This is a genomic window from Flavobacterium sp. 11 (assembly GCF_002754315.1).
Classification (GTDB): Bacteria; Bacteroidota; Bacteroidia; order Flavobacteriales; family Flavobacteriaceae; genus Flavobacterium; species Flavobacterium algoritolerans.
This window is the reverse complement of record NZ_PEFE01000001.1, coordinates 2,610,519-2,634,293: the sequence shown is the minus strand read 5'-3', so window position 1 is coordinate 2,634,293 and position 23,775 is coordinate 2,610,519. Positions and strand designations below refer to the sequence as shown.

At 31.6% G+C, this 23,775-nt stretch carries 29 protein-coding genes; all 29 read left to right on the top strand.

All coding sequences use genetic code 11. The annotated features are described in order from the left end of the window. Positions 1 to 115: 115 nt before the first annotated feature. Entirely contained in the window at positions 116 to 2,524 is a 2,409-nt protein-coding gene (locus CLV00_RS11445; protein WP_099715325.1) for a thiamine pyrophosphate-dependent enzyme, read from the top strand. Positions 2,525 to 2,664: 140 nt separating this feature from the next. Further along, a complete protein-coding gene (locus CLV00_RS11440) occupies positions 2,665 to 2,922 on the top strand; it encodes a hypothetical protein (RefSeq protein ID WP_099715324.1) in 258 nt (85 codons plus the stop codon). A 164-nt stretch (positions 2,923 to 3,086) separates the two neighbouring features. Beyond that, a complete protein-coding gene (locus CLV00_RS11435) occupies positions 3,087 to 3,764 on the top strand; it encodes a peptidoglycan DD-metalloendopeptidase family protein (protein ID WP_099715323.1) in 678 nt (225 codons plus the stop codon). A 2-nt stretch (positions 3,765 to 3,766) separates the two neighbouring features. After that, complete coding sequence (locus CLV00_RS11430) at positions 3,767 to 4,243, top strand: hypothetical protein (protein WP_099715322.1); 477 nt, start codon at positions 3,767 to 3,769, stop codon at positions 4,241 to 4,243. A 285-nt stretch (positions 4,244 to 4,528) separates the two neighbouring features. After that, a complete protein-coding gene (locus CLV00_RS11425) occupies positions 4,529 to 4,891 on the top strand; it encodes a cupin domain-containing protein (RefSeq protein ID WP_099715321.1) in 363 nt (120 codons plus the stop codon). Between the two features lie 216 nt (positions 4,892 to 5,107). Continuing rightward, on the top strand, positions 5,108 to 5,659 hold the full coding sequence (locus CLV00_RS11420; protein WP_099715320.1) for an AraC family transcriptional regulator: 552 nt from the start codon (positions 5,108 to 5,110) through the stop codon (positions 5,657 to 5,659). An 89-nt stretch (positions 5,660 to 5,748) separates the two neighbouring features. Further along, positions 5,749 to 8,550 carry an ATP-binding protein gene (locus CLV00_RS11415; protein ID WP_233206895.1) on the top strand — a complete coding sequence of 934 codons (2,802 nt, stop codon included), beginning with the start codon at positions 5,749 to 5,751 and terminating at the stop codon, positions 8,548 to 8,550. Beyond that, positions 8,550 to 8,984 carry a response regulator gene (locus CLV00_RS11410; protein WP_099715318.1) on the top strand — a complete coding sequence of 145 codons (435 nt, stop codon included), beginning with the start codon at positions 8,550 to 8,552 and terminating at the stop codon, positions 8,982 to 8,984. Before CLV00_RS11415 ends, CLV00_RS11410 begins: the two co-directional genes overlap by 1 nt. Positions 8,985 to 9,189: 205 nt before the next feature. After that, positions 9,190 to 9,384, top strand: coding sequence for a hypothetical protein (locus CLV00_RS11405; RefSeq protein WP_099716318.1), 195 nt, complete (start codon positions 9,190 to 9,192; stop codon positions 9,382 to 9,384). Between the two features lie 431 nt (positions 9,385 to 9,815). Then, positions 9,816 to 10,877, top strand: coding sequence for a class I fructose-bisphosphate aldolase (locus CLV00_RS11400; protein WP_099715317.1), 1,062 nt, complete (start codon positions 9,816 to 9,818; stop codon positions 10,875 to 10,877). Positions 10,878 to 11,130: 253 nt separating this feature from the next. Next, positions 11,131 to 11,604 (top strand): Dps family protein, encoded by a 474-nt coding sequence (locus tag CLV00_RS11395; protein ID WP_099715316.1) that lies wholly within the window; start codon positions 11,131 to 11,133, stop codon positions 11,602 to 11,604. Between the two features lie 407 nt (positions 11,605 to 12,011). Then, positions 12,012 to 12,395, top strand: a complete 384-nt coding sequence (locus tag CLV00_RS11390; protein ID WP_099715315.1) for a hypothetical protein — start codon at positions 12,012 to 12,014, stop codon at positions 12,393 to 12,395. Positions 12,396 to 12,439: 44 nt separating this feature from the next. Beyond that, positions 12,440 to 12,661, top strand: coding sequence for a hypothetical protein (locus tag CLV00_RS11385; protein ID WP_099715314.1), 222 nt, complete (start codon positions 12,440 to 12,442; stop codon positions 12,659 to 12,661). A 165-nt stretch (positions 12,662 to 12,826) separates the two neighbouring features. Further along, positions 12,827 to 13,282 carry a PA2169 family four-helix-bundle protein gene (locus CLV00_RS11380; protein ID WP_099715313.1) on the top strand — a complete coding sequence of 152 codons (456 nt, stop codon included), beginning with the start codon at positions 12,827 to 12,829 and terminating at the stop codon, positions 13,280 to 13,282. Between the two features lie 102 nt (positions 13,283 to 13,384). After that, complete coding sequence (locus CLV00_RS11375) at positions 13,385 to 14,143, top strand: ABC transporter permease (RefSeq protein WP_099716317.1); 759 nt, start codon at positions 13,385 to 13,387, stop codon at positions 14,141 to 14,143. Position 14,144: 1 nt separating this feature from the next. Next, on the top strand, positions 14,145 to 14,921 hold the full coding sequence (locus tag CLV00_RS11370) for an ABC transporter ATP-binding protein (protein ID WP_099715312.1): 777 nt from the start codon (positions 14,145 to 14,147) through the stop codon (positions 14,919 to 14,921). An 18-nt stretch (positions 14,922 to 14,939) separates the two neighbouring features. Then, entirely contained in the window at positions 14,940 to 15,824 is an 885-nt protein-coding gene (locus CLV00_RS11365) for an MlaD family protein (protein ID WP_099715311.1), read from the top strand. Between the two features lie 183 nt (positions 15,825 to 16,007). Further along, complete coding sequence (locus CLV00_RS11360; RefSeq protein WP_158234601.1) at positions 16,008 to 16,772, top strand: DUF4382 domain-containing protein; 765 nt, start codon at positions 16,008 to 16,010, stop codon at positions 16,770 to 16,772. 169 nt (positions 16,773 to 16,941) lie between these two features. Beyond that, positions 16,942 to 17,160, top strand: coding sequence for a hypothetical protein (locus CLV00_RS11355; RefSeq protein WP_099715309.1), 219 nt, complete (start codon positions 16,942 to 16,944; stop codon positions 17,158 to 17,160). Positions 17,161 to 17,351: 191 nt separating this feature from the next. Further along, positions 17,352 to 17,537, top strand: coding sequence for a CsbD family protein (locus tag CLV00_RS11350; protein WP_099715308.1), 186 nt, complete (start codon positions 17,352 to 17,354; stop codon positions 17,535 to 17,537). A gap of 168 nt (positions 17,538 to 17,705) precedes the next feature. Next, entirely contained in the window at positions 17,706 to 18,167 is a 462-nt protein-coding gene (locus CLV00_RS11345; RefSeq protein WP_143394892.1) for a hypothetical protein, read from the top strand. A gap of 200 nt (positions 18,168 to 18,367) precedes the next feature. Continuing rightward, the gene (locus CLV00_RS11340; RefSeq protein ID WP_099715306.1) at positions 18,368 to 19,003 is read left to right on the top strand and encodes a porin family protein; all 636 of its coding nucleotides are present in this window, start codon (positions 18,368 to 18,370) and stop codon (positions 19,001 to 19,003) included. 122 nt (positions 19,004 to 19,125) lie between these two features. Beyond that, the gene (locus CLV00_RS16345) at positions 19,126 to 19,278 is read left to right on the top strand and encodes a lmo0937 family membrane protein (RefSeq protein ID WP_121342222.1); all 153 of its coding nucleotides are present in this window, start codon (positions 19,126 to 19,128) and stop codon (positions 19,276 to 19,278) included. 70 nt (positions 19,279 to 19,348) lie between these two features. Then, a complete protein-coding gene (locus CLV00_RS16340; RefSeq protein WP_121342223.1) occupies positions 19,349 to 19,501 on the top strand; it encodes a lmo0937 family membrane protein in 153 nt (50 codons plus the stop codon). A 31-nt stretch (positions 19,502 to 19,532) separates the two neighbouring features. Beyond that, positions 19,533 to 19,865 carry a YtxH domain-containing protein gene (locus CLV00_RS11335; RefSeq protein ID WP_099715305.1) on the top strand — a complete coding sequence of 111 codons (333 nt, stop codon included), beginning with the start codon at positions 19,533 to 19,535 and terminating at the stop codon, positions 19,863 to 19,865. A gap of 54 nt (positions 19,866 to 19,919) precedes the next feature. Beyond that, positions 19,920 to 20,267, top strand: coding sequence for a hypothetical protein (locus CLV00_RS11330; RefSeq protein ID WP_099715304.1), 348 nt, complete (start codon positions 19,920 to 19,922; stop codon positions 20,265 to 20,267). 1 nt (position 20,268) lies between these two features. Next, positions 20,269 to 20,607, top strand: coding sequence for a hypothetical protein (locus CLV00_RS11325; protein WP_099715303.1), 339 nt, complete (start codon positions 20,269 to 20,271; stop codon positions 20,605 to 20,607). A 174-nt stretch (positions 20,608 to 20,781) separates the two neighbouring features. Then, positions 20,782 to 21,555 carry a diguanylate cyclase gene (locus CLV00_RS16580; protein WP_233206894.1) on the top strand — a complete coding sequence of 258 codons (774 nt, stop codon included), beginning with the start codon at positions 20,782 to 20,784 and terminating at the stop codon, positions 21,553 to 21,555. A gap of 376 nt (positions 21,556 to 21,931) precedes the next feature. Further along, positions 21,932 to 23,707 carry an Ig-like domain-containing protein gene (locus tag CLV00_RS11315; protein ID WP_099715302.1) on the top strand — a complete coding sequence of 592 codons (1,776 nt, stop codon included), beginning with the start codon at positions 21,932 to 21,934 and terminating at the stop codon, positions 23,705 to 23,707. The last annotated feature ends 68 nt before the right edge of the window (positions 23,708 to 23,775 follow it).

Below are 23,775 nucleotides of genomic sequence, written 5' to 3'. Positions count from 1 at the left end.
ATAAAGTTCTTTTTATTAGAATAAATTGCAATAATTAAATTATATTTTTTTTAATGAATTATGAAAATAGCTAGTTTTTAAGTAAATTTGCCTCACAAAGTTATACTTTTCAATTATGATAAAAGAAAAAACCAATACTACATTGACATTTGAAGATTTCAAAATCGAGGTGCTGAATGACTATAAGTTAGCTATAATCAGTAGAGAATGCAGTCTTTTAGGACGTAAAGAAGTATTGACTGGAAAGGCTAAATTTGGCATTTTTGGTGATGGAAAAGAAGTACCACAATTAGCCATGGCAAAAGCCTTTAAAAATGGTGACTTCCGTTCCGGGTATTATCGTGATCAAACTTTTATGATGGCTATTGGAGAATTAACCGTGCAACAATTTTTTGCAGGTTTATATGGTCATACAGATGTTGAACAAGAGCCAATGTCAGCAGGAAGACAAATGGGCGGTCACTTTGCCACTCATAGTTTAAACGAAGACGGAACTTGGAAAAACTTAACAAAACAAAAGAACTCAAGTGCTGATATTTCTCCAACGGCTGGACAAATGCCAAGATTATTAGGACTTGCTCAAGCTTCAAAAATATACAGACAAGTTTCTGGAATACCAAATGCGGCTAATTTTTCTAATGAAGGAAATGAGATTGCATGGGGAACAATAGGAAATGCAAGTACCTCTGAAGGTTTATTTTTTGAAACCATAAATGCTGCAGGTGTATTACAAGTGCCTATGGTTATGAGCGTTTGGGACGATGAGTATGGAATTTCTGTACATGCAAAACACCAAACTACTAAAGAAAATATCTCTGAGATTTTAAAAGGATACCAAAGAGAAAATGGCAGTAATGGCTATGAAATACTGAAAGTAAAAGGTTGGGATTATGCTGACTTAATTGCTACTTACGAAAAAGCTGCTGATATTGCCCGTGAAAACCACATTCCTGTTTTAATTCACGTAAATGAATTGACACAACCACAAGGACATTCTAGTTCAGGTTCTCATGAAAGATATAAAGATGCAAATCGTTTGGCATGGGAAAGAGATTTTGATTGTATCCGCCAAATGAAATTATGGATGATTGCCATCAATATTGCGTCACCAGAAGAAATTGATGCTATTGATGCTCAAGCCAAAAAAGATGTTTTAGAAGGTAAAAAAGCTGCCTGGAATGCATTTATTGAACCTATTATTGAAGAGCAAAAACAACTGGTGGGATTATTAGAAAAAATAGCTGAAACCAGTAAAAATAAAGATAGAATTTTACAATTCACATCTGATTTAAATAGTATTAAATCACCGTTGAAAAAGGAAATTCTAGTTACAGCACGTAAAGTTTTACGCTTAATCCTAAATGAAAACGGTAAAGAAGAATTGTCACAATGGATCAGTTCTTATACTAAAACTACACAGGAAAAATTTAGCAGTAACTTATTTTCAGAAACAGATTTAAATGTCTTTTCTGTAGAAAAAGTACTTCCGGTATATCCAGAAAATGCCAAAGAAGATACGGATGGCCGCATGATTTTACGTGATAATTTCGATGCTATTTTTACAAAATATCCTGAAACATTAATTTTTGGTGAAGATGCCGGAAATATTGGTGATGTGAATCAAGGTTTAGAAGGAATGCAGGAAAAATATGGAGAATTACGTGTTGCCGATGTCGGAATTCGTGAAGCTACCATATTAGGTCAAGGAATTGGAATGGCATTAAGAGGCTTACGCCCAATTGCTGAAATTCAATATTTAGATTATTTATTGTACGCAATACAAATCATGAGTGATGATTTAGCAACACTAAGATACCGTACTGTTGGAAAACAAAAAGCGCCATTAATTATCCGTACCCGTGGTCATCGTTTAGAAGGAATCTGGCATTCCGGTTCTCCTATGGGAATGATCATAAATGCTATACGAGGAATTCATGTATTAGTTCCAAGAAATATGACTCAAGCAGCAGGATTTTATAACAGTTTGTTAGAATGTGATGAACCCGCATTAGTAATCGAATGCCTAAATGGTTACCGATTGAAAGAAAAAATGCCTTTGAACTATGGCGAATTCAAAACTCCAATTGGTGTTGTGGAAACGTTGAAAGAAGGTGCTGATATTACGTTAGTTTCATACGGTTCAACATTGCGATTAGTGCAACAAGCAGCAAATGAGCTTCTTGAAGTAGGTATTGATTGTGAGATTATCGATTTACAGTCTTTACTACCATTTGACATCAACCAAGATGTGGTAAAAAGTATTGCTAAAACAAATCGCTTACTAGTTATTGACGAAGATGTTCCAGGCGGAGCTTCAGCTTATATTTTACAACAAATAATTGAGCAACAAGACGCCTATAACTATTTAGACAGTAAACCGCAAACCTTAACTGCAAAAGCACACAGACCTGCTTATGGAACGGACGGAGACTATTTTTCAAAACCTTCTGCAGAGGATATTTTTGAAAAAGTCTATGCAATGATGAATGAAGTTAATCCTTCGAAATATCCAAATTTGTATTAAGAACTAATATTATAAATTAAAATCCCAATCTTTACGATTGGGATTTTTTTTTAAAAATAATAAACCAATTTTCTCTTTTAAAGATTTAAAACAGTAAATTGTAAATCAATTAATTGGCTAATAACCATAAAACATAAAATATGAAAAAAGCATCATTGTTTTTAGGAATCCTATCACTACTTGCGATTGTTTCCTGCAAGAAAAAAGAAGAAACTCCAGTTCCAGCAACACAAACTGAAACTTCAAGTGAGACAACTACAACTGTCACTACCGAAGCTAAAGATAGCACATCAATAAAAGTAGCTACCGATGGTGTAAGTGTGACTACAAAAGATGGAAAAACTAAAACCAGCGTAGAACTTTCCGGTGGTGAAGCTAAAGTGGAGATCAAAAAGTAATATCCCATTATTATGTCGACAAAGTATTAGAATGCCAATATGAAATTTCATATTGGCATTTTTTTTAGAAACATTTTTCACAATTAAAAGTTATAATACTACCTAAATTTTTATGTTGCCATTTTTTATTTTAAATTTAAGAATTATAAAAATTAATACAAATTATGACCGCACTGGAAACTATCTTAAAAGACATCCAAAATGTAAAAGTGATAGACAAATCAATAGATTACGACCAATACATCCCACTGGATTTATCGATACAAAATGAAAACTTTACAAAACGGACTATTGAAACTGCAAATGATTTTGAAAAATATATCGAAAACTATTTAGACGAAAACAATGCAAAAGTTGCTTTTGGTGGGTATAATGAAATTAGAAATCTATACAAACGCAGTGATATTTTCAACGATTCTAAAACTGAGGAACGAAATATCCATATCGGTTTAGATTTATGGATTAAAGCCGGAACTCCAGTATTAGCGGCACTTGATGGATTTATTCATAGTTTTAATTACAATACTGGTGTAGGAGATTATGGTCCAACGATTATCTTAGAACATAAAATAGAAAATCAACGTTTTTATACTTTATACGGTCATCTTTCGTTAGAAAGTATCAGCGATATTAAAATTGGTGATATTTTCGAAAAAGGACAACAAATAGCGACTTTAGGAGATGCTTCCGTGAATGGAGATTATGCACCTCATTTACATTTTCAGATTATTGAAGAAATTTCACAAACATTTGGTGATTATCCTGGAGTTTGCAGTGAAAATGACTTGAAGCATTATTTAAAGAACTGTCCAGATCCGAATATCTTATTAAAAATTATATAAATATGAAAAAAATAATTATTGTATTCAGTATTCTTCTGCTCATTGGATGTAAATCAAAAAAAGTGGTTACAACTGCTGAACCGGAGAAAGCTAAAATTGAAAAACTTGGTTTATCCGAAGTTAATGAAAGCCAAAAAAACAAAGCCTATGAATTAGGAAAGAGAGTTTTAATGACTTGTAATACCTCTAAATTCAAACCTTTCAACCAAAGTGAAGCAACAGAATCTGTCATCAAGAATACAACAGAGGAAAGATTGACAAAAACCTGTACTAGATTCCGCCAGTATTATGGGACTTTTATTGATCTTCAATTAGTTGAGATTTACAAAAATAATTTTGATGGAACAACAATTTTTCGCTACAAAGCACTGTATTCAAAGAAAGTAGCCAATAAAGAACTTCGTGTTTCAATGAATCAAGAAAATAAAGTTTCCTCAATTAAATCATTGGATTGGGTCACTCCTTTTTCGATGAATTAATTTTTTGATAAAAACAAATCCCGAGTATAAACCCTTTTATGCCCCAGAAAGCCTCTTTAATCTAAGTTTAGATTAAAGAGGCTTTACTAATTTGTCCCACACTGATTTATTATGAAAAAAGATTCTGTTTATCAACATCTTTGATAATGTAAACAAACGAGCTATCTCATTATTGACTCTTTTCGGCCAAAATCAACTCTTTTATACGATTATATAGCGTAATTGGGTTTAAAGCGACTACCTTCACAAAATCTCAACTTATCGAAGAGCAATTAAATAGTCAATATGCAATATAAAAATAAACCTATAGATAACCGTGAGTTAACAAAATCCCAATCACACATCATAGTTGAAATTATACAGTATATACCAAATGCTGTTTTAAGCAGAACCATAATTAAAAAAACTACCGGAAACATAACTGCTTTATCATTTGATGCTGGCGAAGAATTATCGGAAAGAACATCACCTTTTGATAATTATGTGCAAATAATCGACGGAACAGCCGAGATTTTTATCAACGAAATAAAACACCTGCTTAAATTAGGAGAAGGAATAATAATTCCGGCTCACTCCACACATTCCTTTAATGCAAATGTGCAATTCAAAATGATTTCAACAACTATAAAAAGTGGGTACGAAAATTAATTATGCTTTATGAAAGCACAGCTTATTTATGTCATCCAAAAAAAATAATACGCTATTTTTCACTGTTTTAATATTTAAAACTACGATTTAAGAGAATAATAGATGGATATCCTTCTAATAAATTATTCATTAGAATATATAATGTAACTTTAACCTGAAAAAAAATAATTTTTCTAAACTGTAAACGAAATATCTTTGAAACTATACATAAAATACATGGTAAGTAATCGCTGTAAGATGGCGGTAAAAGAAGAATTAAAAAAACTTGGACTACACTTCATGGTTGTAGATTTAGGTGAAGTTGAAATCATGGAAAATATCTCTATGGACCAGAGGCAACTTTTAAAAAGAGCACTTTTGGACTCCGGACTTGAATTAATGGATGATAAAAAATCCATGCTAATCGAAAAGATAAAAAATGTAATTATCCAGATGGTTCACCATTCAACAGAGAATATAAAAATTAATTTTTCTGATTATCTGAGTCAACAATTAAATCACGACTATACGTACCTCTCCAACTTATTTTCGGAAGTGCAAGGAACTACAATCGAGCAATTTATAATTTCACACAAAACTGAACGTATAAAAGAGCTGATTATTTATGGTGAATTAAACATCACTGAAATAGCTTGGAAAATGAACTACAGCAGTGTGGCACATTTATCCAGCCAATTTAAAAAAGTTACCGGCCTCTCACCTTCCCATTTTAAACAATTGAAAGATAAAAGACGCAACCCAATTGAAGAAATTGGTAACTTAAAATAGAAAAAAAAATCAAGTCAATTTTATAAATAAATATAGAAACTATAAAAACTCAAGAATCACAATACGCCAGAAGTCTTATTGAAGCAAGTTTGGACCCGTTAATTACAATAAATCCTGAAGGGAAAATTACGGATGTAAATGAAGCTACAGTAAATATTACGGGGCTGAATCGCGATCATTTAATTAATTCTGATTTTTTCAATTATTTCACCGAAAAGCAAAAAGCACGTGAAGTGTATCAGGAAGTGTATGAAAAAGGTTCTGTTTCAGATTCCCCGCTTACACTGAAGCATAAAGACGGAAAATTGACAGATGTATTATTCAATGGTTCTGTTTATAAAGATGATCTGGGAAGTGTATTAGGAGTCGTAATTGTTGCCCGCGATATTGCTGAGCAAAAATGGGCTTTAGATTTACGGGTTGCCAATAAAGAGCTTGCTTTTCAAAACGATGAAAAAGAAAAAAGGGCAGCTGAACTGGTAATTGCCAATAAAGAGCTTGCTTTTCAAAATGATGAGAAAGAAAAAAGAGCTAATGAATTAATCATTGCTAATAAAGAACTTCTATTTCAAAATGATGAAAAAGAGAAACGAGCGGCTGAACTTGCAATTGCCAATAAAGAGCTTGCTTTTCAAAACGATGAGAAAGAAAAAAGAGCTAATGAATTAATCATTGCCAATAAAGAGCTTCTATTTCAAAATGATGAAAAAGACAACCGTGAAGCTGAATTAGTTGTAGCCAATAAAGAGCTTGCTTTTCAAAATGATGAAAAAGAAAAACGAGCGGCTGAATTAGTGATTGCCAATAAAGAACTTCTATTTCAAAACCAAGAAAAGGAAAAACAACAAATTGCCAATAAAAAACTGGAAGAACTTAGTTACGCAGCAAAATTAGCTTCGCAATATTCTCTCAGTTTGATTGAAGCTAGTCGGGATCCATTGGTAACTATAAATACCAAAGGTAAAATTACGGATATGAATGAGGCATTGGTAAACATTACGGGTATGACGCGTAATGAGCTTACAGATTCTGATTTTTTCGATTATTTTACAGAGCAACAAAAAGCCCGTGAAGTATATCAAGAAGTGTTCGAGAAAGGTTCCGTAGCTGATTCCCCGCTTACACTTCGCCATAAAGAAGGCAAGCTGACGGATGTATTATTCAATGGTTCGGTTTATAAAGATGATAAAGGAGATGTACTTGGAGTTGTAATTGTTGCCAGAGATGTAACAGAACAAAAAAGAATTGCTACAGAGCTTGTAGAAGCACGAGTTTTTGCTGAATTAGCCACCGAAATTGCACAAGAAGCCAAAATAAATGCCGAAAGTGCTACCATTATAGCGGAAAATGCAGTAAAAGCAAAACAGCAATTTTTGTCTAATATGAGCCATGAAATTCGTACACCGATGAATGCAATCATCGGATTTACTAAAGTGGTTTTAAAAACAGAATTGACGCCTAAACAAAAAGAATATTTAAACGCAATTAAAATGAGTGGCGATGCCTTAATCGTACTTATTAATGATATCCTTGATTTAGCAAAAGTTGATGCCGGTAAGATGACATTTGAGAAAACACCATTCAAAATGAAATCTTCAATATTAGCGATGCTTCATTTGTTTGAAACAAAAATTCAAGAAAAAAATTTAAAATTAATTACAGAATATGACAGTAAAATTCCTGATGTTCTTGTAGGTGACCCCGTTCGTTTACACCAAATTATTTTAAACTTGGTGAGTAATGCCGTGAAATTTACTTCTAAAGGAAAGATTACGGTAAGTGTTCATTTATTACATGAGGATGATGATAAAGTAATTATTGAATTTGCGGTAATTGACACAGGAATAGGTATTCCGGAAGAAAAAATTGGAAAAATATTTGAAAATTTTCAACAAGCGTCCAGTGGTACTTCAAGATTATATGGCGGAACAGGATTAGGACTTGCCATAGTGAAACAATTAGTGGAACCACAAGGAGGAAGTATTCGTGTAAGAAGTACTGTAAATGAAGGGTCTACGTTTAGTTTTACATTGAGTTTTCAAAAAACAAATGCTGACGCTGAATTAGAGAATGAACTGCTAGAATTAGATACTGAAATAAAAAACATAAAAGTATTAGTTGTTGAGGATATTCCTCTTAATCAACTATTAATGAAAACATTATTGGATGACTTTGGATTTTCCAGAGATATTGCTGAAAATGGTAAAATAGCCATCGAAAAATTAAAAGAAAACGAATACGATATCATTCTAATGGACTTACAAATGCCAGAAATGAATGGATTTGAAACTACAGAATACATTCGTAAAACAATGAATTCTAAAATTCCTATAATCGCTTTAACTGCTGACGTTACAACCGTAGATTTAGCTAAATGTAAAGCAGTAGGAATGAATGATTATCTGGCAAAACCAGTTAATGAAAGGCTGTTGTACAGTAAGATTGTTGGAATATTAAAAAAACCAAAACTTGAAAAACTTAGTGCTAAGCTTAATGAGAATATAGAAGAAAATAGCGTTAAAGAGGAAAAAATTAAATGTATTGATTTGATTTATTTAAATCAGCGAACAAAATCAAACCCAGCATTAATGATGGAAATGATTTCATTGTATTTAACACAAACTCCACCGTTAATTAATACCATTAAACAAAGTTTAGAAGATAAAAACTGGCAATTATTGGGTGCTGCAGCGCATAAAATGATTCCGTCTTTTGCCATAATGGGCATGAATCCTAACTTTGAAAATATGGCGAAAAAAATTCAGGAATTTGCAATTGCGCACGAAAAAATGGAAGGAATAGATGACTTAGTCCTGCAACTTGAAGAAATTTGTTTACAAGCATGCCAAGAATTACAAGAAGAACTTAATATAATCAAAAATACCATATAATGAAAAATGATACTAAAATAAAGATATTCCTAGTAGATGATGATGCCTTGTTTTTAAAATCTTTAGAAATTGAATTTTTAGAAAATGCTGATTTTACAGTGGAAACTTATTCTACTGGAGAGCTGTGCATCGCTAATATAAATAACAATCCAGATGTAGTAATTTTAGATTATCAACTTGATGGTATAGTTGCAAATGCAATGAACGGAATTGAAACATTAGATAAAATAAAAGCTTTCAATCCAGAAATTCCAGTAATAATGTTGTCCTCCCAAGATAAAATTGAAGTTGCCATAAACTGTATGCATCATAAAGCTGTGGACTATGTGGTAAAAAGCGAAACCGCTTTTGTTCGCTTACAAAAAATAATCACTTCTGTTTTTAAATATCAAAAAATGGAAAAGCAATTAAATTGGTACATGGATAGAATGTAGTATTTTTTAAAGTGTGAATGATATAACTTTTATTGACAATTATGTAACACTTTTAGAGTCAAACAGAAATACATTTGCTTTGTAATTAATTCAAGTACAAACACTTGAATTAATAAAACCTCAAAGCATTTCTATTTTTATCAAGTAGACTTTGAAAGTTAAACATAAAAATAAATTACAATATCAATCTTTAAAAAATAAAATTATGAATCTTAAAAGAATCTTTGGAGCATTACTTACCGCACTTGGAATAGGTGGTCTTATTTATACTGCAATAGTATTTGCTGGAACATCTGGCGACATGACAGATGTTAAATCATTAATCATTTACGGCGTACTGGGTATTATTTTCTTCGTTTCTGGAATCAGTTTGGTTCGTACAACAAAAGACGAATCATAAAAATATACTAGTACTTAGTTCATTTTAATTGAAATCCAATTTTAGCGGATCTCTATTAAATTATTGGTTACACTAAAATACCTGTATCTTTATACAATGTGAAGCTATTTTATAGCCAAACAAAACAGTCAAATTTGTTTTAAAGGTCCAATACACTATATAACTTTCCTTGTTTTTTCGGATTCAAAGAAAGTTATTTTTCGTTTTACTTGGTCACAAATAAGTAATTTTCAAATTCTTTGACCTTTTTTAAACGTTATTTTTTCCTTGTTAGAAACATTAATTCATCCATTTTAAAACTCACAAACACTTCATTTCATAGCCATTAATTTAATTTTTAATCATTTACAAGATTTAAATTATTAAATATAACTATCTTTATATCAGTATTTTAAAATGGAACAACTGTTGTAAATCTAGACTGTTTCAAGATGAAAAATATAGCGCAATTACTAGCTTTATTAGGCAGTGAAAAAGACTTTTTACTGAATCATATCTGTAAAACAATTTCGAAAGATCAAATTCATTTACCCAATCCTTCGCATATAGATACCGTTTTTTTACCAAGCAATCGAAACGCACAAACGATTAGAAGTTTGACACAATTGTACCATCATGGCCGACTTTCGGATACTGGTTATATTTCGATTTTACCCGTAGACCAAGGAATTGAACATACTGCGGGAAGTTCTTTTTCTCCAAATCCTATTTATTTTGACCCCGAAAACATCGTGAAACTTGCCATTGAAGCGGGCTGTAATGCGGTGGCTTCCACAATGGGAGGACTGGCAATGTTATCCAGAAAATATGCGCATAAAATTCCGTTTGTTGTAAAAATCAATCACAATGAACTCCTAACCTATCCCAATAAATACGATCAAATCATGTTTGGGAGTGTTCGAGATGCCTGGAATATGGGAGCTGTAGCTGTGGGCACAACTGTTTACTTTGGCTCAGCCGAATCAGACAGGCAAATTATAGAAGTGGCAAAAGCTTTTGAAGAAGCGCATAATTTAGGTATGGCAACTATTCTTTGGTGTTACGCAAGAAATGATGTATTTATTAAAAACGGTGTCGATTATAATACCGCTGCTGATATTACCGGTCAAGCCAATTACTTGGGGGTTTCTATCCAGGCAGATATTATTAAACAAAAGCTACCTACTAATAACGGTGGTTTAACGACAATACAATTTGCCAAAACAAATCCAGATATGTATACAAAATTAGCCTCAGATCATCCTATAGATTTATGCCGCTATCAGGTAATGAACTGTTTCTCCGGTCGAATCAGCATGATTAATTCCGGAGGAGAATCTAAAGGTGAAACTGATTTAGCCGAAGCCATAAAAACTGCCGTCATAAACAAACGAGCTGGTGGTAGCGGAATGATTATGGGTCGAAAAGCTTTCCAACGCCCCTTTGGTGAAGGTGTAAAACTGATACAAGCTGTTCAGGAAATTTATCTGGCTAAAGAAGTTTCTATTGCTTAAACATAGATTAATCAATTGATTAAAACTTCAATACTAAATCAAAAAACACTGATTACATAGCTTTTATACTCCCATAAGGTGTGAATCATGTAACTTATTTTTACAATCTTATAATACTTTTAGAGCGAAATCAAATGACCTTTGTACTATAATGATACTTTATTAATTGTTGCACACCGTTTGAATGATTTAAAAAAAACGTGTACAAAGTCTTAAAAAAAGTAGCGGCAATTAAATATTAAATATAGAAAATATGAAACCACAAATTGGAATTACACAAGAACATTTAAAAAATAGCATTTCTATCCTATCGTCAATTTTAGCGAATGAAATGACACTGTATATTAAATTAAGAAAATTTCATTGGAATGTTTCTGGCGAAAGTTTTATGGAATTTCACAAATTATTTGAAGGTCAATATACACAACTGGAAGCTTCAATAGATGAAATTGCTGAACGCATCAGCAAATTAGGAGGAAAAACTATTGGAACAATGAAAGAGTTTTCAGATTTAAGCATCATCAAAGAATCGCCTAATCATTATCCATCTCAAAAAGAAATGGTTAAAGAATTACTGGAAGATCATGAAACAGTTATTGTTCATCTTCGAAAAGATGTTGATACAAGTGCTGAAGAAAATAAAGATGCCGGAACTGGTGATTTCCTTACAGGTTTGATGGAAGCACACGAAACAATGGCTTGGACACTAAGAAGATATTTAGAATAATAAAAATATAAAAAACATGGAAAATTCAGAAAATGAAGTTTATTCAGCTTCAAAAAGTCATTGCAGAGTTGGTAAAATAACTCCTAAAAAAATAGAAGAAGATAAATCTACCACAACAGTAGATTCATAAAAATAGTAAGGTTAGGTTGGTTTTTTTTAGGTTTGGTTAAGGGCTATTGTTTTTACAATAGCCCTTTTTGGTATTATAATTATTGCTTTTCTAAGCAGGAATTATTTCAATTTTCATTCAAATTGTTAGGATTAAAAACCCTACTTAAAACATGTAAATTATATAATCTTTACCTAAAGTAATGTAATATTTTTTTAGATTAAATAACTGAACTTTAAATAATTGTAATTCATTAATTATAATAACAGTTACATCCCATAACGCTAAAAAAACAATTATGAAAACAACAAAGAAATTAGGCATTTGGATGGATCATTCCATGGCCCATTTAATGGAATTTACTTCCAAGCATTTTGAAATTGAAACTATTGAATCAGAACTTAGCAATCAGGAAAAAATTGCAAGTTTAGCAAAATCCGAAAACTCAAATTTTAGTAAAGAGAGAAAACAACTTTTTGAGTACTATAAAAAAATTGGCGAAGCCATAAAAAATTATAAACGCGTAATTCTCTTTGGACCTACTGATGCAAAAATAGAACTCTTTGATCTTTTGAGTGAAGACACCCGTTTTATAAAAATTAAATTCGAGATTAAAGACACTGATAAAATGGACGTAAATCAGCAACATAATTTTGTTAAAGAATACTTTTCAAGAGCATAATTCAACCTTTATACCATTATATATCAACTTAAAAACTTTTAAAAATGAAAACAAGAACTATAGGAATCGTTATGATTATTTTAGGAATAATTATGTTGTTGTATACTAGTTTTAATTATGTAACAACTGAAAAAGTAGTTGACATAGGTCCAATTCAAATTAACAAAGAAGTTAATCATCCCATAAAATGGTCTCCAATTATAGGAATTATACTTGCTGTAGGCGGTGTTGTCTTGATAGTTGCAGGTACTAAAAAAGAAGCTTAATTCTGATGCTAAAATTTCAATTTATTGAATGTGTGAATAATGCAACTTTAAATAATAGTTATATAACACATTTTTTGGCATTGATAATGACCTTTGCAAAGCAGACAATCTTAAATAAATGTAGTACAGTATAATCTAGTTTAATCACTGTTAAAATAGAATAAGATGAATAAAGAGAAATCAATTGTGGTATTAAATAATCTTATTGAAATCAATAATGATAGAATTCAGGTTTATGAAACTGCAACAATAGTAACAGAAGAAAGTGATTTGAAAAATTTGTTTTCTGAATTCCAAAAAACAAGTGAAATTTTTAAATCAGAACTGGTAGAAGAAGTTCAAAAAATGGGCGGAATTCCTGTGGATGTGATTAAAAAAAACAACTTTTTTGTGAAGCTTTGGATGAATTTCAAGGCAAAACTTGTCGATAAAGACAGAGAAGATATTTTAAACACTCTTGAATATAAAGAATTTGTAGCTATAAAAAGTTATAAAGAAACCTTGACCGATAATATTGATCATCTTACCGTTGAGCTTCTTATTATCCTTAAATCACAACAACTTTTATTAACTGTACATCATGATAAGGTGAAAAAGTTAGGAGATTTAATGTTGTCTTAAAGCAAACCATTTTTTCTGATTCACTTTAAGTCAATACTTAATTCGCATTTATAAAAAACACAATGACCAATGAATAGTATAATAACAGCCAGAAAAGAAAGCATAATAACGTACTTGAAAGAAACTTTCAATGATGTGGGCAACATTACATTATTTGCAGCGCGTTTTTTCAAAGAAGTGATTAAACCTCCTTATGAAATCAAGGAGTTCATGAAACAATGTTACGTTATTGGGTATAAATCTTTGCCATTAGTAACCATCACAGGATTTATAATGGGCTTAGTGCTTACACTGCAATCGAGACCTACATTGGCTAAATTTGGCGCAGAATCCTGGTTGCCAAGTATGGTTGCTCTTTCTTTAATACGGGAAATAGCGCCCGTAATTACCGCTTTGATTTGTGCCGGTAAAGTTTCATCTGGTATTGGTGCTGAATTAGGCTCTATGAAAGTGACGGAACAAATAGATGCGATGGAAGTTTCAGCAATAAATCCGTATAAATATTTAGTCGTTACAAGGATTTTAGCCACTACACTTATGATTCCGCTTTTAGTGATTTATGCAGATGGTATTGGGATTATTGGAGGATATGTGGGAATAAATATTCATAGTGATGTTAATTTATACCGTTACATCTCACAAGTTTTAGAATCCATTACATTTTTAGATATTTTTCCGGCGACTATGAAAACTTTTTTCTTTGGTTTCTTTATTGGAATGATTGGCTGTTATAAAGGATTTAATGCGGCTAATGGAACTGAAAGTGTTGGGAAAGCGGCTAATTCTGCCGTAGTGACTGCTTCGCTAACAATATTTATTATTGATATGCTTGCCGTACAATTAACCGATTTATTTTTCTAAAATGATACAAGAAACAACAACAATAGCTCCTGCTCCTATTTCTAAAACGAATAGTCCAGTTATAGAAATAAAAGAACTTTATAAATCCTTCGGCAAAAACGAGGTTTTAAAAGGAGTTACTTTCTCTGTAAATAAAGGTGAAAATTTAGTAGTCTTAGGAAAATCAGGTTCCGGGAAATCAATAACCATAAAATGTTTAGTTGGTTTAGTGGTTGCTGATGAAGGCGAAATAAATGTATTTGGTACCGATATCACAAAAATAGATATCGCTGAACTAAATGAAATCAGAGTTCGCATCGGTTTTCTTTTTCAAAATGCAGCGCTGTATGATTCCATGAGTGTTCGAGAAAATCTAGGATTTACATTGAAACGACACGCCAAAGATTTATCTGCAGAAGAATTAGAAAATCAAATAAAAGACGTTTTAGAAAGCGTAGGCTTGGCTGAGGCAATTGATAAAATGCCTTCGGAATTATCAGGAGGAATGCGAAAAAGAATTGGTCTTGCAAGAACCCTTATTCTAAAACCCGAAATCATATTATATGATGAACCTACCACTGGATTAGACACAATAACATCAAGAGAAATCAGCGAATTATTATTAGAAATTCAAAAAAAGCATAAAACATCTTCGATTATTATTACTCATGATATGGCTTGTGCAAAACACACTGCTGATCGGCTTGTGATTCTAAAAGATGGTGTAATACATACCGAAGGAACATACGAAGAATTAGAAAAAAGTGATGACGAATGGGTTCGTTCTTTTTTCATATAACCAATAAAAAAATATAAAATGAATAAAGAATCTGGATACCAATGGAAATTAGGAATGTTTGTAATTATAGGGTTAGTACTTTTTGTTACAACAATATATTTTGTTGGAAAACAGAAAAATTTATTTGGCTCTACATTTGAATTGAATTCGAAATTTAATTCGGTGAACGGACTTGAAGTAGGCAATAATGTTCGTTTTTCCGGTATCAATATCGGTACAGTGGAAGAAATTGAATTTCTTACGGATACATCTGTAGTAATTAAATTAATCATAAAAGAAGAAGTTCGTAAATACATAAAGAAAGATGCTATTGCGAGCATTAGTTCTGATGGTTTAATGGGCGATAAAGTGCTCACCATATCCTCTGGGAAAAACTCTAATGTAATTGTAGAAAACAACGATAATATAGCTTCAAAGCAAGCTATAGAAATGGATGATTTAATGGTCAGCGTAAAAAAGAGTGTTGATAATGCTGGCGTTATTACGGCTCAACTTGCCCAGTTCAGTTACAGCATGAATAACGGAAATGGCGCTTTATCTAAATTAGTATCCGATGAGGAATTTGGAAACAGTATAAAAAACATGGTTTCTAATCTTGAAAACAGTTCAAATGAATTTAAAAAATTCACTATAAAAATGAATGATGGAAAAGGAGCGCTTTCTAAATTAGTGAGTGATGAAAAAATGGGTCGAATGATTGATTCTACCCTAACAAATGTAAAAACAGGAACCGAAGGACTCAATGAAGTTATAGAAGCTGCAAAACATAATTTTCTGTTGAGAGGCTATTTCAATAAAAAGAAAAAAGCAGAAGATAAAAAGCTGGAAGAGCTTGAAGATCAGGAAGAAATAGAAATGAAAAAGGAATTAAATATTGGGGCAAAATTTGATACTATAAAATAGTCTTTAAATAGCAATAGCTTAAAATACTTCTCGAAAATACATCAAATTAAGAAAATACTTATTATTTTATCCTTATAAGTGAGAATTCTACAACTTTATAGTAAAGTTGTATAACATTTGATTTATAGGCGCAAAGTATCTTTACAATACTATAAATATTTTGAACCCCTAAATTAAATGAAAATGAAAAAAATGAAATTTATTCTGTCTTTCATCATGCTTGGATTACTAATCTATTCCTGTAACAATGATGATACCAATGCCAGTTATCCTTATGCCGTGAGACTGACTGACGCTCCTGGTCCTTATGAAGAAGTAAATGTAGACATACAAGGCGTGGAAGTTATAGGTGAAGATGGCAAAATTGTAGCACTAAATGTAGAAAAAGGTATTTATAACTTACTAGAATTTTCTAATGGTGTCGATACATTAATCGCAACAGATTCACTTGAAATTTCTTCAGTGAAACAAATAAGACTTATTCTGGGTGCTGCTAATACAGTAGTTCTTGATGGTGTAAGTTATCCTTTGAGTACTCCAAGTGCAGAACAAAGCGGATTGAAGCTTCAAGTTAACCAAACACTTCAAGAAGGAATATTGTACACTGTTCTTTTGGATTTTGATGCCAATAAATCGGTGGTTAAATTAGGAAATGGCGGATATCAATTGAAACCGGTTATTAGAACAATAGAAAAAGCAATTAGCGGTTCTATAAAAGGTAAAATTACTCCAATAGGAACAATGGCTGTAGTTGAAGCAACTTCATCAACAGCTGTAAGTTATACAAGCAATGTAAATGAAAACGGTGATTTCTTAGTGATGGGACTTCCTCCTGGAACGTATACCATTACTATCACTCCTGCTCTACCATTATTACCCGTAACAAAAACTGATGTAGTTGTTACAGCTGGTCTTACAACTGACATAGGATCTTTTATTATCTTATAAAAATAGTTATACAAAATGCCTTTTTTAATTAAAAATGGTATTTACAAACAACTTAATGCCTCTAAAATCATTAAAAACATCATACCAGTAAAGGATGTTTTTAATGATTTTTATTTTTTAAATTCAAATAAAAAGTGACTCTTAAAATAACCTTAAAATTGAAATCATTATGAAAACAGAAAAAGAACTTAATGACGCTATTCTTGAAATTACAATGAAAATACGGAATAACTATCCTGAATTATCTAAATATTTATCAGAGATGCCTGTAACTATTCCGGACATTACAAATCCTGAAATAAATATTAAAACACTAACGGATTATTACAAATCATTGGAAGACCTATTAAAAAAATACGTTCCAAATCATATTCACGATTCAAATTAACAAAATGGTTATTTGATATAAATACCAAAAAAAGCTATTTAATTATTCCATAAGAAATAATTTATTGATTCCTTTTTTTACAAAATCAGTGAATATAACAAACTATTCATAAAGTTATGTAACTGATTTAATCCATAAACGCGCCAACTTTGTAAAGTGAAAACTATTTCGCGTACAATACACACAAAAAAATGAATTCAATAGAACTTACAGGAAATTGGGAAGAGCAAAAAGGAAAATTAAAACAAAAATTTGCTGCTTTGACCGAGAATGATTTACTCTTTACAGAAGGTAAAAAAGAAGAAATGCTGAGAAAACTCCAAATTAAATTGGGGAAAACCAAAGAAGAAATTCTTAAAATTATACAGTCTATCTAATAACTTTTTTTCAAAAAAACCTTATTTACCCCTATTACTACATTGCCCACTTTTAAAACCGTTGCATAATTCAAACTAGCAACATTAAATGCTACTAGTTTGAATTATAAAATGGTTAAACGGAAGTTTTCTAATCCCATCAAAAAATTTAATAGTAAACTACATAAAATGAAAAAGACACTTTTTACCCTTGCAATAACAACTTTCATGGCTGGAACCTTTTTAACAGGTTGTCAAAATACTTCTAAAAAAGAAGAAGCTGCTCAAGATAATGTAGAAGACGCAAGAGAGAATCTTGAAGATGCAAAAGAAGAATTGTCAGATGCTAGAAAAGTAGCAACAGAAGATGAATGGAATGCATTCAAAGCAAGTACTAATGCTACAATTGCTGAAAATGAAATGAGAATAGCGGAGATGAAAGCCAGTATGAAAAAAACCGGAAAATCAATCGATGAGGAATATGCTGAAAAAATTGATATTTTAGAACAAAAAAATAATGATATAAAAGTTAAGATTGAAACCTATAAAAATGATACCAGCAGTGATTGGGAATCTTTTAAACAGGAATACAATCGCGATATGGATGAACTAGGTCAGGCATTGAAAAACCTCACAGTAGACAACAAATAGTAAATTAAAAAGACGAGTTATACAACTCGTCTTTTTTTTGTCTAATTATTTTTTGATTAAAAAAAAACAACCTGAAAATATTTGACAATAAATCGTTTAAGGTGTGAATAATGTAAACTTAACCAAAAGTATTGTAACAAAGTAAGAGCGTAAGATGCTGATATTTGTAGTATAATAATTCTATAACAAAAACAATTAAAATGAAAAATTCAAAAAAACTGATTTTTGCTTCATTAGTCATAACATTCATGACTTTAACTAATGCAAATGCACAAGACAGCGCTTCAAAATTTGGTGTAAAAGGAGGCGTAAATTTCTCTAATTTATATACTGAAGACGTTGATGACAACAATGTGTTAACAGGTTTTAATGTTGGTTTTTTTGCCAAATTGCCTATTTCGAATAATATCGCTTTGCAACCTGAAATCTCTTACACTGGAAAGGGAGCTGAACTAGTTTACAATAACTCTTTGGTGAGTGGAACTGCTCAATTTAAATTAGATTATATTGAAGTACCTCTTTTATTGGTAGTTAATGTGACCAAGAATTTTAATATTCATGCAGGTCCTTATGCAGCTTATATGGTGAGTGCTAAAACGACTAATAAATCAGATAGTGGTAGTTATAATTTTGAAGATAATATTGACACGGATGATTTCAACAAGTTTGATGCAGGTCTTGCCGGTGGTGTCGGGATTGATTTAGAACCAGTTAGTTTTGGAGTACGTTACAATTATGGATTGACTAAAATTGGAAAAGAAGACTCATCAACTAGCTTTAGCTCTCCAGATGCTAAAAATAGCGTCCTGAGTTTCTACGCTGCTTTTGCTTTTTAATTAGTTTTAAAAAAGCAAAACTAATTTTACCATAAAACACTGTAAAACAAAACAATACATATATTTTTTATATGTAACTTTACTAAATTTAATCAAAAAATAATCGTTAAAAATTAAAAATCATGAGCAATTTACTTTACACTATCGCAGTAATTTTAGTCCTTTTTTGGGCAATTGGTTTCTTTGCATACAGCGTAGGATCAATTATCCATATCCTTCTTGTTATCGCAGTTATTGCAGTTATATTGAGAATTATACAAGGCCGAAAAATCTAATACATCTACTTATTAATTGACCTACAAAAATAAATTGAATACAAATATAAATCATTAAAAACTAGAAATCATGAGCAATCTTCTTTACACAATCGCAGTTATTTTAGTCATTTTTTGGGCTATTGGATTCTTTGCATTCAGCGTAGGATCAATTATACACGTACTTCTTGTTATTGCAGTTATTGCAATACTATTTAGACTTATACAAGGTAGGGGTATCTAAATCAAATAATAAAACAATAAAATAAATAATTATGAAAGCAGATAAAATAATATTAGGAGTTTTAGGAGGCGTAGCCGTTGGAGCATTATTAGGAGTATTGTTTGCACCTGAAAAAGGGGACAAAACAAGAAAAAAAATCATGGACAAGAGCAACGATTATGCTGATGAATTAAAAGATAAATTAGATACTTTATTGGGAACAATCAATAAAAAGTATGAGAAAATTTGGAGTGAAGGCGAAAATTTAATCGCTGAAGGAAAATCAAAATTTGGTGATGCAAAGCATGAAGGTGAAACTTTACTTGCTGAAGGGAAATCAAAATTTTATGATGTAAAAAACGAAATTAAAAACACAAGTATCTAAAAAAGACACTTCGATTTTAAAATTTCACAAGTAACTACGCTTACAAATTATCCCATGGAAAACACAGCAACAACAATAGAAATGCTTTTTGAGAAAGCAGAGGATTATACTAGAACAACAGTAGAATTGGTGAAGTTAAATGCAGTAGATAAAACTGCTGATGTCATGTCCTCGCTTCTTTCTCGATTAACCGTTTCTATTGTTTTTGTAATGTTTGCATTTCTTGTAAACATTGGTCTTTCCTTATGGATAGGCGAATTATTAGGTAAAGTATATTATGGTTTTTTTGTAGTATCCAGTGCTTATTTTCTGATTTCAATAGTATTATACATTTATAAAGATCAATGGCTTAAAATGCCAATCAGCAATTTTATCATTGTCAAAATGCTTAAAAAAAGTTAATATGAAAACCATTAACGAGACAGATACTCTTAAGGAAACGATACAATTGCTTAAAATAAAACAAGCTAACGAATTAGTACATCTTAAAGACCAGTATTATCATACGTATGAAAGTTTGAAACCTTTGAATATAATCAAAAATGCTTTTGGCCAATTGGCTACTTCATCTGATTTTAAAGGAAATATACTTAGTAATATTATTGGTATATCAACCGGTTATTTGACTAAAAAAGTTTTACTGGGATCAACCCATAATCCAATCAAAAGAATATTAGGAACATTATTGCAATTTGTAATTACTAATGTTGTTACCAAACATTCAGATACTTCAAAATCATAACTCTTACATTTTAGTTTTGAATTGATTTCTTCGAATGCAATAATCATCGATAATTCGATAAATCTGTTATAAACCATTTATTTGTTCTTTTTTAAATAAGCTCAAAACAAAAGTTCTAACCTGGAGATTTATTTTATTTAGATTATATCTTTTGACAATTAATTTGAACAGAGCATGGAAAAAAGATTCAAAAAAGAAGCGCTAATAATAGTAAATAAAGAACTTGCTTTTCAAAACTTAGAAAAAGAAAAACGAGCTACAGCACTAATTATGGCCAATAATGAACTTGCTTTTCAAAACTTAGAAAAGGAAAAACGTGCCGCTGAATTAATAATTGCCAATAAGGAGCTTAAGTTTCAAAATCAAGAAAAAGAAAATCGTGCAGCTGAATTGATTATTGCCAATAAAGAACTTGTTTTTCAAAACTTAGAAAAAGAAAAACGTGCAGCTGAATTGATTATTGCCAATAAAGAACTTCTTTTTCAGAATAAAGAAAAAGAAAATAGAGCCGCTGAATTAATTATTGCCAATAAAGAACTTGCTTTTCAAAATAAAGAAAAAGAAAATCGAGCTGCTGAATTGATTATCGCCAATGAAGAACTTCTTTATCAGAATAAAGAAAAAGAAAATCGAGCCGCTGAATTAATAGTTGCTAATCTAGAGCTTAAAAAAGCTGAAGAATACCAAATAGAATACATAAAAGGACTGGAGGAAATGATGTTTATGACTTCTCACAAAGTGAGACAGCCCATTGCTAATATTTTAGGCTTGTCATATTTGCTGCATCATCAATTATTAAATTCACCAGATGATCTAAAAGAATCTTTAGATTTCATCAAACAATCTGCTTTGAATCTTGACACGTTTACTAAAGAACTTACCCAATTCATTTTTAATTTGGGAGAAAAAGGAAAATTGTGTTTAAATAAAAACATTTCAGACATTTAAATTTAAAAATAGACACAACCCATTAAAGTGTGTCCGTTCAAAATCACAGGGTTTAACTTTTTCATTAAAGTTGAACCCTTTTTTATGTTTTGGCACTATTAAATGGGAGTCTTTGACTTAAAAACTGTTTACGCAACAATATGTTTTAGATTAAACTTTTTAAGCATCCCTAAGTTTTGGAAGAAAAAAAATTAAATAGAGTGATATCTTTTTAACATATTTTAAATCCCAAGCAATTGATTATCAATTTAAAATTGAAAATTTAACTTTTTAAATAAGTGAATTTTACAACTTCCATTTTTAATTGTGTAACATTAATAGTCAAAAACAAAACAATCTTTGCTGTACAAAATACTTAATCCCCTAAATCAATAAAATGAAAACTAAAAACTTACTATTAACATTTGCAATATTGTTTATTGCATTAATTTCAGGCTGTGCGGAAGACGATTTTATAGCGCCCGAAGGTATATGCCCGGTTGTTCAATCTACGACTCCGGTTAATGGAGCTTTAGCCGTTCCTTTTAGACAACTGATTTCAGCAACATTCAATGAAGAGATGGATGCAGCAACAATCAATCAATCCACATTTATTATTACTAAAGCCGATGGTTCTACCATTACAGGTACAGTAACCTATAGTGGAACTACTGCTACATTTACTCCTAGCAGTCCTCTTACTCCAAATACTACTTACAGTGCCAGAATTAAAACCGGAGTTAAGGATGTAATGGGTAATGCACTTCAAGCTGATTATGTTTGGACATTTAGTACCGGAATGCTTATTGTTCCTATGGTGAGTGCTACTGACCCATTAAACAATGCTGTAAACATTACTCTAAATAAAACGATAACTGCCACTTTTAGTGTACCAATGAATCCTTTGACATTAAACAGTTCTACTTTTACGGTAAAACAAGGAACAAATACGGTTGCTGGAGTAATTACTTATTCTGGGTCTACAGTATCTTTTACACCTACAAATTTGTTAACCGCTAACACAGTTTATACAGTTACAATAACAACTGGAGCTGAAAGCACACTAGACACTCCATTAGCTGCTAATTATGTATGGAATTTCACTACAGCAGCAGCACCTACAGTAACGAGTACAGACCCACTTAATAATGCTACAGGAGTTAATCTAAATAAAACTGTTACAGCAACATTCAGTGTACCTATGGATCCTTTGAGTATAAATGCAACTACTTTTACTTTGAGACAAGGTACAACAGTAATTCCAGGTGTTGTTACTTACACTGGTGGAAATACAGCTTCGTTTAACCCAGTAAATTCACTTAATCCAGGACTTACTTATACTGCTACCATAACAACTGGTGCTAAAAGCACTTTGGGTATTCCATTAGCAAATAACTATGTATGGAATTTCACTACAGCAAATACAGTAACACCAACTCCTATAGTTACTAGCGGACTGTTTTTTGGAGTTTTTGGAGGTAATGCAGGAATCACAAACCAAGGGTTATTATCTGTAGTAGATGGAACAATAGGTACAACTGCTGCTTCCTCTTTAGTGACCGGCTTTACAGATGGTACAAGTGGTGATGTATATACCGTAACCCCATTAAATAACGGAGTTGTAACAGATGGAATTTTTACTGATGCTCCTGCTCCAGGAAATGCTACCAAAGCAGCAACTGCATTAGCGGGATTAAATGCCGCAAGAGATCTTTACAATAGCATCTCCCCTGCCTCAATGCCAGGTGGCGTTGCTAATCCAGGTGCTGGTGAATTAGGAGGATTAACATTAGCTCCTGGTATCTATACAGCTTCAAGTTCTTTTACTATAACTAACGGAAATCTTACCTTGAATGCAAATGGTGATCCCAATGCAAAATGGTATTTTCAAGCACCTTCTACTTTAACGGTAGGTGATTCAATGCCAAGCAGTGTTACTTTTTTAAACGGTGTTGGAAACCCTAATAATGTGTATTGGTATGTTGGTACTGCAGCAGTTATTAACTACGCAGGTGGTGGAGTTATGGTTGGAAACATTATCGCCAATTCTGGTGTGACTTTATCTTCCCCAGCTAACAGCACTAATCCCTTTTTAACAGTACTAAATGGTAGAGCGATTTCTCTAGTAGCTTCAGTTACTATGGTAAATACAGTTATCAATGTGCCAAATTAGGTATTTGACAAAACAACTATTAGAATCAAACATTTCATCCCGTCTCAGGGCGGGATATATTTAAAATG